Here is a 13,908-nt window from a genome sequence, read left to right on the forward strand (position 1 = left end):
GGACCGGTCAGACCTCACCGCAGCACACGCGCGCCGCCCACTCCGGCTCGTGCCACCAGTGCTCCGGATCGGACACCACGGCGTGGTCGTGCGACCGCGTCGCGGCGGCGGGCCGCGACGCGCGGAACGGGGCGAGCAGGTCCTCGACCCGGTGCACGACCCCACCGAGCACCACCTGGCGAACCGCCGCGGCGGCGCGGATGTCCACCAGCGGGTTGCCCGCCACGAGCGCGATGTCCGCGTACGCGCCCGGCCGCAGGGTGCCCACCCGGCCGGTCAACCCCAACCAGGCCGCCGGGTTGCGCGTCGCCGTGGTCAACGCCTCCAGCGGCGTGAAGCCGTAGGCCACCATCGCCCGCAGGTTCTGGTGCGTCGCCGTCGCCACGGCGTCGAGCGGGGCGTCCGTGCCGCAGATCACCAGACCACCGCCGCGGTGCACCCGCAGCACCATGTCCACCCAGCCCGCGAGCACGTCCCGGGAGTACGGCGACGCCGGCGTGCCCGCGGCCTCCGCCTCCGCGACGTACCGCTCGTACTCCCACGGTGGGAACAGCACGCGCGTGCGCTCGTCGGTCACCAGGGACTTGTCGTCGGCGTAGAGCGCGCGGGCCTGGAACAACGTCGGGGTCACCGACATGCCGGAGCGCACGAACAGCTCCACCACGTCCCGGTAGGCCCGACCGGTGCGGCTCACCGTGTGCGAGTAACCGAGCCGGTTCGTCGCCCCGACGTGCTCCATGCCGTCCATGCCGATGGCCGCCGCCGGGTACAGGTAGTGCGACGACAGCGGGACACCCGCCCGGTGCGCGGCCCGTGCCGCCTCCCGCTGGAGCTCCACGGGCAACCGCACGTACGTCTTCACCATGTCGTAGTCGAGTTCGAGCGCCCGCTTCAACTCCAGGTCGAGCTGCGCGCGCGACAGCGTGGGCCGCATGAAGTTGTAGTAGACGCGCGACCCGTCGATCGCCTCGCCCGTGCCGAAGAACCGCGGCCCCAGCAGGGCGCCCGAAGCCAGGGCCTCCCTGGTCTCCAGCATCTGGTACACCGGATCACCCGGTGAACGGGTCGTGGTGATGCCGTAGGCGAGCCACGCCCTCCCCTGCCGGGCGCCCCACTGGCGCCCCCGCAGGTGCCAGTGGTTGTGGGCGTCGACCAACCCGGGCATGGCCACGAGGTCCCGCGCGTCCACCACCCGCTCCCCCGCCGCCGCGCGGTGCGGCCGGATCTCCTCCACCCGACCGTCCGCCACGACGATGTCGACGTCGTGGCGCAGGTCGCCGCCCTCCCCGTCCCACACCGCACCGGCGTGGACGATCGTGCGCCGCGGCGGCCTCGGCCTGCGCCAGGAGAAGTCGAGGCGGATCGTGCGGGGCGCCCCGCCGTCGAGGGGCACCCGGCGCAACACCCCGTTGTGGAGGTGCACGAGGGCCTCCGACCCGCACCAGGCGAGCGAGTCGGTCACCTCCCGCGTCACCTGCCGCGGGTCACCGAGGAAGCGGCCCGCCGCGTCCACCGCGACGACCCACGCGACGCTCTCCACGACGAACGCCAGGTGCCTGCCGTCCGGCGACCACACCGGCCCGTCGTCACCCCGCGTCGCGATCGACCGGAACGGCATGGGCTCGGTGTAGCGCAACTCGCCGTCGGCGAGGCGCACCGTGAGGATTTGGCTGGTGCCCTCGCGGAAGCGGCGGGAGAACGGCTTGACCGCGGCCAGCGCGATCACCGCCCCGTCGGCCGACCACGTGGGCCTGCCGGGCATGAACAACGCGGGCGTGACCTGCCTCCGGCTCCCCCCGGCGACGTCGAGCACCCACACCGCGCCGTCCTGGTCCACGTAGGCGACCCGCTCGCCGTCCGGCGAGAACCGCGGCGTCGTCTGCGCACCGGGCACCGCACCGCCCAGCGCGGTGTCCCGGCCGGTCACCAGGTCGCGCAACCGCAGCGCGGGCACCCCCTCCCGGTCGCTGGAGTAGACGATCGACCGGCCGTCCGGCGAGAAGTCGGGATCCGAGTCGAAGAACGCGCCGTCGGTGAGCCTGCGCGGCCTGCCACCCGTGATCGGGACGACGTGGACGGCGTTGAGCGCCCGGAACGCCACCTGCCGCCCGTCCGGCGACACCACGGGGCTCGCGATACCCCGCACCGGACCGCCCGTCGATTCGCGCACCGGGCGGCGAGGCGCCCTGCGGGCGACCGGCACGGTGGCCCGGAACGGGACGTCCCGCACCACGCCGTCGCGCTCGCGGCGACGTATCCGGCCGTCCGCCGTGTAGAGCGCGGACCCGCCGACCCAGGTGGCGGCGAAACCGAAGACGTCCTCGCCCGTGGTGAGCTGCCGGTCAACGAGGACGAGGTCCGCGCGGGCACCGCGCACGAGGGTGTAGCTCGGCGTGCTGCCGTCCGGTCCGAAGGCCGCGCCGTGGATGCGTCCGCCCACCGGGGCCGTCGCCACCCGGGTGCGCTCCCCCGTCGCGACCGTGACGACGTCCACGGCGTTCTCGTCCACGGCGAAGATCACCCGCTTCCCGTCCGGGGACCAGCGCGGCGCCGCGGCCTCACCCGGCGGGCCGGCCAGTGCGCCCACCTCGCCGGTCGCCACGTCGAGGAGCCAGACCCCGTAGGAACCGCCGCGGTCGCTGGTGAACGCGACGCGCTTCCCGTCCGGCGAGAACACCGGTTCCCGGTGGTCGAACGGGCCGCGGGTGAGCTGCCGGGGCCCACCGCCCCCGACGTCGACCACGCAGAGGTGGAAGTTCCCGTCCCGGAACGACTGGAACACGATGGACCGGCCGTCCGGCGACCACGAGGGCAACGTGGCGTCGTGGAGGTCGTCCGTCAGCCTGCGCGCCGCCCCACCACCCGCCGGCAGCACCCAGATCGCGGCCACGAGGTCCGTGGCGAGCCACCGGCCGTCGGGCGACGCCGCGACCGAGATGTTCGTGCCCTCCTCCAGCACGACCGAGCCACCGGACGCACCGGCCCGTTCCTCCTCCGCTCCCGCGACCGGCGTCGCCCCCGCGGTCACCGCGCCCGCGGCACCCAGCGCGACGGCCACCCGACCGGAGCGCGCCAACACCTCACGACGTGAAAGGTCTTCGGAACCCGACATGCTCCTGCCTCCCCCGGGACAGCCGCGGAACCGTCGCCGAGGACACTGCCACAACCGGCGACACCCGACAGGGGCCGTTCGCCACAACGGTCCCGGCGCTGAACGGTCCCGGCGCTGAACGGTCCCGGCGCTGAACGGTCCCGGCGCTGAACGGTCCCGGCGCTGAGCGGTCGCCGCGAGAACCGCCGGGCCCGGCCTCGACGTCCTGTTCGAGCCCTGGTTGCACGTCCGGCGGGGCACACCATAAGTTACCGGTCAGTAACGAACATGGGTCGCCCGCCCGCGCCCGGCACGACAGAGGAGCCGCCATGCCGACGCTCGACCGCCAGGACGACGTGTTCGTCCTCGACCTCGGGGGCACCGAGAACCGCTTCCACCCCGACTGGATCGCCTCGGTCGGCGCCGCGCTGGACGAGGTGGAGCAGGCCGCGGGACCGCGCGCCCTGGTCACCACCGCCACCGGCAAGTTCTTCTCCAACGGCCTGGACCTCGACTGGCTGATGGCGAACGGCGAGCAGTACCTCGGGTACGTCGTGTCCGTGCACGGCCTCTTCGCGCGGGTGCTGTCGCTGCCGGTGATCACGGTGGCCGCGCTCCAGGGGCACACCTTCGCAGCCGGGGCGATGCTCTCGCTCGCCCACGACTTCCGCGTGATGCGCGCCGACCGCGGCTTCTGGTGCCTGCCCGAAGCCGAGATCGACATCCCCTTCACGCCGGGCATGTCCGCGTTGATCCAGGCCCGGCTGAGCCCGCGCACCGCGCACGAGGCCATGACCACCGCCCGACGCTACGGCGGCCACGACGCCCTCGACGCCGGCATCGTCGACCACGCCGTGGACGAGGACGCCGTGCGCACGGCCGCGATCGAGATCGCGCGGACCCACGTCGGCAAGGCCGGCCCCACGGTGGGCACCATCAAGTCCCGCATGTACGCGCGGACCCTGGAAGCGCTGCGGGACGAGGACGCGCCGCTCGGTTGACGGCAGAGGGCCGGACCCGGTGGCCCACCCGGCGGAGTTGCGCAACTGAATCGTGCGGGGTCGCGCAACGACTTTCTTGATGCGGCTCTCGCCGGTGTGCTTTGATTCGTCGAACCCCAAGCGCGCCACCGGCGCCAGGTCCGCGCGTGGATTGCCACCGCCCATTCCGGGTTTCACGGCGAAAGCACGACGATGCCCTTTCCGTCGATTCGGGAGCGCCATTGACGACCGGAATGCCCGCGGCGGGGTCGGGGGTGCGCGCCACGTGGTCGCACTGGGTGGACGAGGCCGTGCGGCCCCGGTTGCGGATCATCCGGTTGATGCCGTCCGGCGGCGTCGGCCCGGTCGTCCTCCTGGCCGTGCTCAACATCGTCCTCGGCCTGTTGCCGGTCGCGTTCGTGGTCGCGACGAGCGTCCTGGTCGGCGAGGTGCCCGCCGCGGTCGCCGGCGGTGTCGGCAGCGAGGCCTGGGACCGGTTGATCGCGGTCTTCCTGCTCGCCGCCGCCGTGTTCCTGCTCACCCAGCTCCTCACCCCGGTGAACAACGCGGTGGGGCAGCGGATGCGGCGCCGGGTGGACAGCGCGCTGCGGGACGAGGCGATGGCGCTGATGCTGCGCCCGGTCGGCATCGGACCGCTGGAGGACCAGCGCACGCTCGACGAGCTGAGCGAGGCCGTGCGCGCCTTCGACCGCGAGTGGGGCACACCCGGTCAGGCGTGCGTCGGCATGCTGGGCCTGGTCGCGCGCTACACGCGCCTGCTGGTCCTCGTGGTGGTCATCGGCTCGACGGTCGGCTGGCCGGCGGCGCTGGCGGTCGCCGCGGCGGTGCTCGCGTTCCGCTACGGCCAGCGCGGCGGGCTGCGGAAGTACTCGCGGGTGTGGCGCGAGGTCGTGGGCAAGCAGCGCGAGGTCGCCTACCTGCACGGGGTCACGATGACCGACGCGGCGGCGAAGGAGATCCGCGTCTTCGGCCTGAGCGGGTGGCTGGCCGATCGCTACGTGGCCGCCTGGGAGGCCGTGCGGGACCCCTACGAACGGGCGCGGCGGCGCGTCTACCTGGCCCCGTACCTGGTGCTGACGGCGCTGGGCCTGCTGCTGGCGGGTGGTTCGACGGTGCACGCCGCCCAGCTCGCCGCGACCGGTCGGGTGAGCCTGACCGCGCTGGCGCTGGGGGTGCAGGCGATCGTCCTGGCGATCTCGCTGGGCGGCTACTACCCCGAGGCGGACACCAGCACGCAGTACGCGATGCTGGCCCTGACCGCCCTGCGGCGGTTGCGCGACCGGCTGGGCGAGCTGGACGGGGAGCAACCCCCGCCGGGGCGGGCCGAGGTGCCCGCGGGCACGCCGTCCACCGCCCTCGCCTTCGACCGCGTCGGCTTCCACTACCCGGGCTCCGACCGGGCCGTGCTCGACGGCGTCGACCTGGAACTGCCCGCCGGGCTCTGCACCGCGGTCGTCGGCGTCAACGGCGCGGGCAAGACCACGCTGGTGAAGCTGCTCGGGCGGCTCTACGAGCCGACCTCGGGCGCCGTGCGGGCGGACGGCGTCGACATCGCGGAGTTCGACCCGGTGCTGTGGCGCCGCCGGATCGGCGTGATCTTCCAGGACTTCGTGCGCTACGAGCTGACCGCGGCGGAGAACATCGCGCTGGGCGCGCCGCACGTGCCGGTCGACCGGGCGGTGGTGCTGCGCGTCGCCGAACGGGCCGGGATCGCCGACGCGCTGCTCGCCCTGCCCGGCGGCCTGGACACGCCGCTGTCGCGCGCCTACCCCGGCGGCACGGACCTGTCCGGCGGCCAGTGGCAGCGCATCGCCATCGCCCGCGCGCTCTACGCCCTGGAGGCGGGCGCCACGGTCCTGGTGCTGGACGAGCCGACCGCGGCGCTGGACGTCCGCGCCGAGGTCGCGTTCTTCGACCGGTTCGTGGAGCTGACGCGTGGGGTCACGTCGCTGCTCATCTCGCACCGGTTCTCCAGCGTCCGGCGGGCCGACCACATCGTCGTGCTGGACGGCGGGCGCGTGGTCGAGCGCGGCTCGCACGACGAGCTGGTCGCGGCGGACGGCCGCTACGCCCGGCTGTTCGCGTTGCAGGCGGAACGGTTCGCGCGCGGCCTGGACGTCGAGGCCGACGACGTGCCGGACGGGACACGGGAGGTCAACCGGTGATCGAGGTCGTCCGCGGCGGTGGGGAGCTGTTCGCCATCGCCTGGCGGGAGAGCCGGTACCGGCTGGTGCTCTCGGTCGTGCTCATGGTCGCGCAGGCCTCGGCGATGCCGCTGGCCGCACCCGCGCTGGCCGCGCTGGCCGACTCGGCGCTGGCGGGGGACGTGCGGGGCGCGACCACCGCCGCGGTGCTCGTCGTGGTCGCGGTGATCGCCGCGCTGACCGCCGGCCACTTCGCCCACATCTTCTACTTCGAGCTGGGCGACCGCGCCGTGCCGCGCCTGGAGCGCGAGCTGATCGAGATGACCAACGGCTCGGCCGGGTTGGAGCACCACGAGCGGCCGGAGTACGCCGACAAGCTCCAGGTGCTGCGCCAGGAGCTGCACCGGGCCGCGTGGGGTTCGATGGAGTCCCTGCTGAACAGCCTGGGCCTGCTGGTGGCGATCTCGATCACCGCGGTCCTGCTGGCCCGGCTCAACCCGCTGCTGCTGCTCCTGCCGCTGGCCGCCGTGCCGCCGCTGCTGCTCGGGCGGCGGGCCGAGTCGATCGTGAACGCCGCGCGCGAGCGGTCCGCGCCGCCGTCCCGGCACGCCAGGCACCTGTTCGGGCTCGTGGCGAACCCGGTGTCGGCGAAGGAGCTGCGCGTCAGCGGGCTGGAGTCGGAGATGCGGTCCCGGCAGCGGCGCGCCTGGGACGACGCGTCGGAGGAGCTGTGGCGCGGCGAGCGCCGGGCCGTGCTGCTGCGCGCCGCCGGTCAGCTGTTCTTCGCCGTGGCGTACGTGCTGGGCACGCTGCTGGTGCTGCGCGAGGCCGTGGCGGGCAGCCGCAGCGTCGGCGACGTGCTGCTCGTGCTGACCCTGGCGTCCCAGGTGAACCAGCAGGTGACGTCCGCGGTGACCGCGTTGCAGGAGATGCAGCGCACCGGGCGGGTGATGGCGAACATGCGCTGGACCCGCGCCCTGCTGGCGAGGCAGGCGCCCCCACCGCCCGACCGGGACGTGCCCGAGCGCGTCCGGGACGGCATCGAGCTGCGCGGCGTCTCCTTCGCCTACCCGGGCACCGACCGGCCGGTGATCTCCGACGTCGACCTGACCCTGCCCGCGGGCGGCACGGTCGCGTTCGTGGGCGAGAACGGGGCGGGCAAGACGACCCTGGTCAAGCTGCTGTGCCGGTTCTACCCGGCCACCACCGGCGTGATCGAGGTCGACGGCACGGACCTGGCGCGCTTCCCCGTGGACGGCTGGCGCGGCCGCGTCGCCGCCGGGTTCCAGGACTTCGCCCGCTTCGAACTGCTCGCCCGCGAGAGCGTCGGGGTGGGCGAGCTGGCCGACGTGGAGTCCCCCGGGGCGGTGCGCGACGCGCTGCGCCGCGCCCGCGCCGAGGACGTCCTCGACCGCCTGGAGGACGGCCTGGAGACCCAGCTCGGCAAGTCCTACGCCGACGGCGCGGAGCTGTCCGGCGGGCAGTGGCAGAAGCTCGCGCTCGGTCGGGCCATGATGCGCACCGAGCCCCTGCTGCTCGTCCTCGACGAACCCACCTCGGCGCTCGACGCGCAGGCCGAGCACCGCTTGTTCGAGCGGTACGCGGCCGGCGCGCGGGAGGTCGGCCGGCGCACCGGCGCGATCACCGTGCTCGTCTCGCACCGGTTCTCCACGGTGCGCATGGCCGACCTGATCGTGGTGGTGGACGGCGGGCGCGTGCGGGAACGCGGTTCGCACGACGAGCTGATGGCCGCCGGCGGCCTGTACGCCGAGCTGTACGCGATGCAGGCGGCGGCCTACGCGTGAACGCGGCGGTCGAAGTGCCCGCGCAGGAACGCGGCGACCTCGGCCCGGGCCTCGCGGGCCGCGTCCACGACGCCCGACATGGCGAAGAAGCCGTGCGCCATCCCGGCGTAGCGCGTCGCGACCACGGGCACGCCGGCCTCGCGCAGGCGTTCGGCGTACCGCTCCCCCTCGTCGCGCAGCGGGTCGTGCTCCGCGGTGATCACCAGGGCGGGTGGGAGGCCGCTCAGGTCCTCGGCGAGCAGCGGTGAGGCCGACGGGTCGAGGCCGTCCTCCGGCCTCGCCAGGTAGTGGCCCCAGTACCAGGCGACGGACCGGCGGTTGAACGCGGCGGGGTCGTCGTTCTCGCGCATGGAGCCGGTGTCGCCGCGGTGGTCGGTGTTGGGGTAGACCAGCACCTGGGCGGCCAGGGCGGGCCCGGCGCGGTCGAGGGTGACGGCGGCGGCGAGGTTGCCGCCCGCGCTGTCGCCCGCCACGGCGAGGCGGTCGGGGTCGACGCCGAGCTCGGCGGCGTTCGCGGCGATCCAGCCGACGGCCGCGCGGCAGTCGTCCACGGCGGCCGGGAACCGGTGCTCGGGCGCCAGGCGGTAGCCGACGGTGATCACCTGGCAGGGCACCGCGTTGGCCAGGGCGCGGCAGATCTCGTCGGAGGTGTCGATGCTGCCGAGCGCCCAGCCGCCGCCGAAGAAGTAGACCGCGGTGGGCAGGGGCTCGGCCGTGTCGACCGGGCGGTAGACCCGGATCGGCAGGTCGCCCCCCGGTCCGGGGACGTGGCGGTCGGTGACGTGGCGCACCGGCTCGCCCGCGCCCGCCGCCGCGCGGATCGCCGCGAGGTCGGCCGCCCGCGCCTCCTCGATCGAGAGCTCGTAGAGCGGCCGGACCCCCGCGGCGACCGCGTCGTCGCGCATCGCCCGCAGGGTCGGGTCGAGTGGCATGTGCCCTCCGTGTCCTGGTCGTCAGTGCTCGAACGCCTTCCGGACCGCGGCCGCCAGCCTGGCGCGGTCGGGTTGCACGGCCCGGTCGAGCGCCGGCGCGAACGGCACCACGGTGCCGTCCGGCCTGGTCACCCTGACCGGTGGGGCCAACAGGTCGAACCGCTCGGCCGCCGTCGCGAGGACCTCGGCCGCGATGCCGCAGGTGCGGTTGGAGTCGTCGGCCACCACCAGGCGGCCGGTCCTGGCCACCGAGTCGGCCAGCCCGTCCCAGTCGAACGGGTACACCGTGCGCGGGTCGAACACCTCGACCGAGACGTCACCGGCCAGCTCCTCGGCGACCGCGAGCGCGTCGTGCACCAGGTGCCCCACCGCCACGACCGTGACGTCCTCGCCCTCCCGGTGGACCCGGCCGACACCGAGCGGCACCGGGGCCAGCCCGTCGTGGTCGAGGTCGGCCCGGACCTCCAGCGCCGCCGCCGGGGCGAACACCACGACCGGGTCGTCGTCCCGGATCGCCGAGGTCAGCAGGCCGTAGGCGTCCTCGGGCGTGGCCGGCACCACCGTCTTCACGCCGGCGTGGGCGAACAGGGCGTACGGGTGGTCCGAGTGCTGCCCGGCCCACCCTGCCTTCGACCCCGAGCCGGGCACCAGGTAGGTCACCGGCACCCGGGCCTGGCCACCGGTCATCAGCGAGAACTTGTGCGCCTGGTCGACGATCTGCTCGAACGCGAGGTACAGCAGCGCCGGGATCTGGAACTCGATCACCGGCCGCCGCCCGCTCAGCGCGGCGCCGGTGGCGAAGCCGGTGAACGCCTGCTCCGACAGGGGCGTGTCCAGCACCCGGTCCGGTCCGAACCGCGTGAAGAGGCCGGCGGTGACGTTGGAGACCGCCACCCGGACGTCCTCGCCCAGCACGAACACCGCCGGGTCGCGGGCCAGTTCGTCGCCGAGCGCCCGGTTGAGCGCCTTCCGGTAGGACAGCCACGGCATCAGCCACCACCGCCCGGACGAGGGCGCATCCCGGTGGCGTACAGGTGGTCGAGCGCGCCCGCCGGATCGGGGTGCGGGCTGTCGAGCGCGAACGCGACCGCCGCGTCCAGGGTGGACCGCACCTCGGCGTCGACCCGCTCCCGCTCCTCGCCGGTCAGCCGCGCGCCCTGGATCACCACCGGGTCCCTCTCCCGCCCGGTCCGGACCTCGTCGTCGTCCCGGTAGCGGACCCGGGCCCGGTGCTCCCAGGTGTGGTGCGCGTCGAACCGGTAGGTCAGGCACTCGACCAGCGACGGCCCGCCGCCCGCGCGGGCCCGGTCCACCGCCTCGCGCGCCGCGTCGAGCACCGTGCGCGGGTCCATGCCGTCCACCGTCACCGACGGGATGCCGAACGCCTCGCCGCGCCCGGTGATCGTGCCCGCGACCGCGTCCGCGACGGTCAGCGTCGTCGCGTACCCGTTGTTCTCGCAGACGAACAGCACCGGCAGCCGCCACAGGGCCGCGAGGTTCATGGCTTCCAGCAGGACGCCCTGGTTGACCGCGCCGTCGCCGAAGAAGCTCACCGCGACCCGGTCGCCGCCCTCCTGCCGGGCGGCCCAGGCCGCGCCCGCGGTGATCGCGCCGTTCGCGCCGACGATCGCGTTCGCGCCGAGGATGCCCAGGCCGAAGTCCGCGGCGTGCATCGACCCGCCCCGGCCCCGGTTGAGGCCGGTGGCGCGGCCGGCCAGCTCGGCGAGCACCCGGGCGGGGTCGGCGCCCTTGGCGAGCACGTGCCCGTGCCCCCGGTGGGTGCTGGTGATCACGTCGTCCACGCGCAGCGCCGCGCACACCCCGGCGGCGATGGCCTCCTGGCCGGTGTAGGGGTGGATGCCGCCGACGACGTCCCCGGAGCGGACGAGTTCGACCGCCCGCTCCTCGAACAGGCGGATCAGCCGCACCGTCCGGTACAGGCCGACGTCGGTGTCCGGTGCGTGTGCCATCACCCCGCCCCGCCGCTCAGGCACGCCACACGGTCGGGCAGAACTCCGGGTCGGCGTAGTCCGGCCTGCCGTCCGGCGTGCGGCGCACGAGGGCGTCGTGGTTGTAGAAGGCGAGGCCACCGTCGGACAGGCGGAACTCGCGGTAGGCGTTGTCCCCGTCCTGGAGGTGCAGCGAGATGGCCTGGCGCGGCCGGTTCGCGCGGTTGGGCCCGCTGCCGTGGTAGGTCCGGCAGTGGTGGAAGCTCATGTGCCCCTTGGGGATGACCATCGGGACCTTCACGACCTCGGCGCCGTTGTGCGCGGCGTTGGCGGTGAGCAGGTCCTCCAGGTGGGACGCGTCGCGCTCGGCGAAGTGCTTCGTGGCGCTGTCGTCCGACCCCACCTCCTCCCAGAGGTGGCTGCCGTCGACCATCGTGATGGTGCCCAGCTCCTCGTCGCAGTCGTGCAGCGGGATGAACGCGGTGAGCATCCGGTCCGACGAGGACGACGCCCAATAGTGCTTGTCGAAGTGCCAGGGCACGATGTTCGACGGCTCCTCGGCGATCGGCGGCTTGTGGATCAGGGTCGACTGGAACACCCGGATCTCGTCGACCTCCGCCAGGCGCGCGGCCACCGCGCCGATCAGCGGTTTGAGCAGCGCCTTGGCGATCGCGTCGCTCTCGTGGTGCACGTAGTCGTTGTGGCGCTGGACGTCGGCGTGCTCGGGCGTCCAGTAGGCCAGCCGGTCGGGGCGGGTCGGCAGCAGGCGGCTCCGCTCCCCCGCGTAGTACCGGTCCACCGCCACGCCCAACTCCTCGACCTCGGCGTCGGAGAGGAGCTTCTCCGACAGGTACCAGCCGTGCTCGGCGTAGAACCGGACGTCGTCGTCCGACGGGAGCAGGGCGCGCTCCCGCCCGGTCAGGGCGAACTCGTTCACCGCGGTCTCCTTCACGTGGCCGTCGTGCCGGGCGGTCCGCCCCGCTGCGCCGCGCCGGGGCCGGACGCGGTCCGCACCGCGTCACCGGCGCGCGGCCCGACGTGGTCAGTCCCGGACGTGGTCATCAGGCGTCCCGATCACTTCCCGGAGCACGTCCGCGGCTCCCGAGACGGTGGTCATGCGGCCGTGCTGCTCGCCGTCGAGTTCCACGCGCACGCCGTAGCGCTGCTCCACCTGGTGCACCAGCCAGGCCAGTTCCATCGACTCGATCATCTCGGGGACCTCCTCCGGGGGCCTGCCGTCGAGCCCGGCGAGCATCGCCAGGACGTCGTCCCGGTCGGGTGTCCCGCCCCGGCTCACCGCGGCGCCCCGTCCCGGGTGGCGGAGGTGACGACCTGCGTCCTCATCGGATCACCTTCCCCCGCGAGCGGCCTGGCGGAGCACCGAGTGGTCGCGGACCAGTTTTCCCGTGGTGGTGCGCGGCATCGCGTCGAGCACGTGCAGCCGGCGCGGTCTCTTGTACGCGGCGAGCCGTTCGGCCAGACCCGTCCGGACGGCCTCGGCCGTGGCCGGGGCGTCGAGCTGCGCGTAGGCCGTGACGACGTCGTCGTGCAGCACGACGGCCGCCACCACCCCCGGCAGTCCGGCGAGCGTCGCCTCGACCTCGGTCAGGTCGACCTTCAGCCCACCGACCGACACCTGCGAGTCGAGGCGCCCCTTGACGGTGACCAGGCCGGTGACCGGGTCGACCGCGCCCGCGTCCTTGGTGCGCAGCCAGCCGTCCGCCCACCGGTCCGGGTCGGACAGGCCGACGTACGGCGACTCCGGCTGGCTCACCAGCAGCTCCCCGTCCCGTTCGACCACCGAGAGCCCGGGCGCCGGGGTGAGGGCGGGCCGGTGCTCGCCGGACAGGTCGGTGGCGATCACGCCGACCTCCGTCATGCCCCACATGTTGCCCAGCGGCACGCCGTACCTGGCGGTGAAGGCGGCGGCGGTCGCGGCGGGCACCGCCTCGCCCCCGGTGGTCATCCGCTTGAGCTGCGGCAGCGGGGGCGGGTCCGCGACGGAGGCGAGCAGTCCGATGTGGAACGGCACGCCGAGCACGGTCGCGGGGGCGGGGTCCGCGGCGATCGCGTCGAGCACGCCGTCGCCGGTGAGCCGTTCGGGCGGTCTGACCTGCACGCCGGCGTGCAGGCCGTACAGCAGGGCGCCGACCAGGCCGAGCACGTGCACCATGGAGGCCAGCACGACGATCCGCTCGCCCGGCAGCGGCACGCCGTCGATCCGGGTGTACCGCTCGATCTCGGCGACCAGGTCGGCGGCCGTCCGGCCGATCACCTTGGACGGGCCGGTGGAGCCGGAGCTGAGCTGGATCACGGCGTGCGGGGTCGCGGCGTCGCGGCCGTCCCGCACCGTGACGGTCTCCTCCACCTCGGCGAACGCGCTCAGCGGGCTGCTCGTGATCCGCCCCGGCTCGACCACCACCCGCGGTGCGAGCCTGCGGAGCGCGAGCTCGGTCTCGAACGCGGTGAGGCGGTGGTCGAGGAGGATCACCTGGGCGCCGGTGCGCCACCCGGCGAGCAGGTTCGCCACGTACGCCGTCGACGGCGGCAGTCGCAGGGCGAGCGACCCGCCCGCGCGCAGTCCGGCGTCCGCGAGGCGTGCTTGCCGTTGCGCGACCAACCGCCGCAGCGTCCTCCGGTCGAGGGGGCCTCCCGAATAGAGGCAGATATCGTCGTCCGCGCCGCGCAGCAGGATCTCGTCGACCCATTCCGGACTCGCCGCCAGTTCCATTCCGGTCGACGCCAGACCTTTGGTCATCGGGTCTCCCGCCTTGTCCGCGCACTTATCGAAACATTTGCGCAATAGTTTCCGCTCAACCGCGGTCCGAGTGGGAAGAATCGTACGTCACGGTTCACGCGGGACACCATCGGCCAATCGGCGGTGAGCAATTGCACCCGCCGAACGGCCACGTCCACCAGTGCGCGGCGCGGTGGACCGCAATGGGACCACGGAAATACCCAACGGCTCCTACGCCATTCCGCAGTG

Annotated in this window: 10 protein-coding genes; 3 read left to right on the forward strand and 7 right to left on the reverse strand. The window is 74.1% G+C overall.

Annotated features, from left to right (window positions below):
- Positions 1–7: 7 nt before the first annotated feature.
- A complete protein-coding gene (locus tag J2S66_RS13445) occupies positions 8–3,112 on the reverse strand; it encodes an amidohydrolase family protein (protein WP_310307336.1) in 3,105 nt (1,034 codons plus the stop codon).
- Positions 3,113–3,420: 308 nt separating this feature from the next.
- On the opposite strand from J2S66_RS13445, the gene J2S66_RS13450 reads away from it, so the two are divergent.
- The 3 genes from J2S66_RS13450 to J2S66_RS13460 all read left to right on the forward strand — a co-directional run bounded on the left by J2S66_RS13450 (position 3,421) and on the right by J2S66_RS13460 (position 8,041).
- Positions 3,421–4,092 (forward strand): enoyl-CoA hydratase-related protein, encoded by a 672-nt coding sequence (locus J2S66_RS13450; protein WP_310307337.1) that lies wholly within the window; start codon positions 3,421–3,423, stop codon positions 4,090–4,092.
- Positions 4,093–4,313: 221 nt separating this feature from the next.
- Complete coding sequence (locus J2S66_RS13455; protein WP_310307338.1) at positions 4,314–6,257, forward strand: ABC transporter ATP-binding protein; 1,944 nt, start codon at positions 4,314–4,316, stop codon at positions 6,255–6,257.
- On the forward strand, positions 6,254–8,041 hold the full coding sequence (locus tag J2S66_RS13460; protein WP_310307339.1) for an ABC transporter ATP-binding protein: 1,788 nt from the start codon (positions 6,254–6,256) through the stop codon (positions 8,039–8,041). The genes J2S66_RS13455 and J2S66_RS13460 overlap by 4 nt, the downstream gene beginning before the upstream one ends.
- Here the strand turns inward: J2S66_RS13460 and lipP1 are convergent.
- From lipP1 to J2S66_RS13490, 6 genes are all read right to left on the reverse strand, one after another.
- On the reverse strand, positions 8,032–8,973 hold the full coding sequence (gene lipP1 / locus J2S66_RS13465) for a LipP1 family hormone-sensitive lipase (protein WP_310307340.1): 942 nt from the start codon (positions 8,971–8,973) through the stop codon (positions 8,032–8,034). The two genes, J2S66_RS13460 and lipP1, sit on opposite strands and share 10 nt — an antisense overlap.
- Before the next feature lie 21 nt (positions 8,974–8,994).
- Complete coding sequence (locus J2S66_RS13470; protein ID WP_310307341.1) at positions 8,995–9,963, reverse strand: alpha-ketoacid dehydrogenase subunit beta; 969 nt, start codon at positions 9,961–9,963, stop codon at positions 8,995–8,997.
- Positions 9,963–10,943: a thiamine pyrophosphate-dependent dehydrogenase E1 component subunit alpha gene (locus tag J2S66_RS13475; protein WP_310307342.1), complete on the reverse strand. Its 981-nt coding sequence runs from the start codon at positions 10,941–10,943 to the stop codon at positions 9,963–9,965. Before J2S66_RS13475 ends, J2S66_RS13470 begins: the two co-directional genes overlap by 1 nt.
- Positions 10,944–10,959: 16 nt before the next feature.
- Positions 10,960–11,859: a phytanoyl-CoA dioxygenase family protein gene (locus J2S66_RS13480; protein ID WP_310307343.1), complete on the reverse strand. Its 900-nt coding sequence runs from the start codon at positions 11,857–11,859 to the stop codon at positions 10,960–10,962.
- A 105-nt stretch (positions 11,860–11,964) separates the two neighbouring features.
- Complete coding sequence (locus J2S66_RS13485; protein WP_310307344.1) at positions 11,965–12,219, reverse strand: hypothetical protein; 255 nt, start codon at positions 12,217–12,219, stop codon at positions 11,965–11,967.
- 51 nt (positions 12,220–12,270) lie between these two features.
- Positions 12,271–13,680 carry a class I adenylate-forming enzyme family protein gene (locus J2S66_RS13490; protein WP_310307345.1) on the reverse strand — a complete coding sequence of 470 codons (1,410 nt, stop codon included), beginning with the start codon at positions 13,678–13,680 and terminating at the stop codon, positions 12,271–12,273.
- Between the last annotated feature and the right edge of the window lie 228 nt (positions 13,681–13,908).

The organism is Saccharothrix longispora (assembly GCF_031455225.1).
Taxonomy (GTDB): domain Bacteria; phylum Actinomycetota; class Actinomycetes; order Mycobacteriales; family Pseudonocardiaceae; genus Actinosynnema; species Actinosynnema longispora.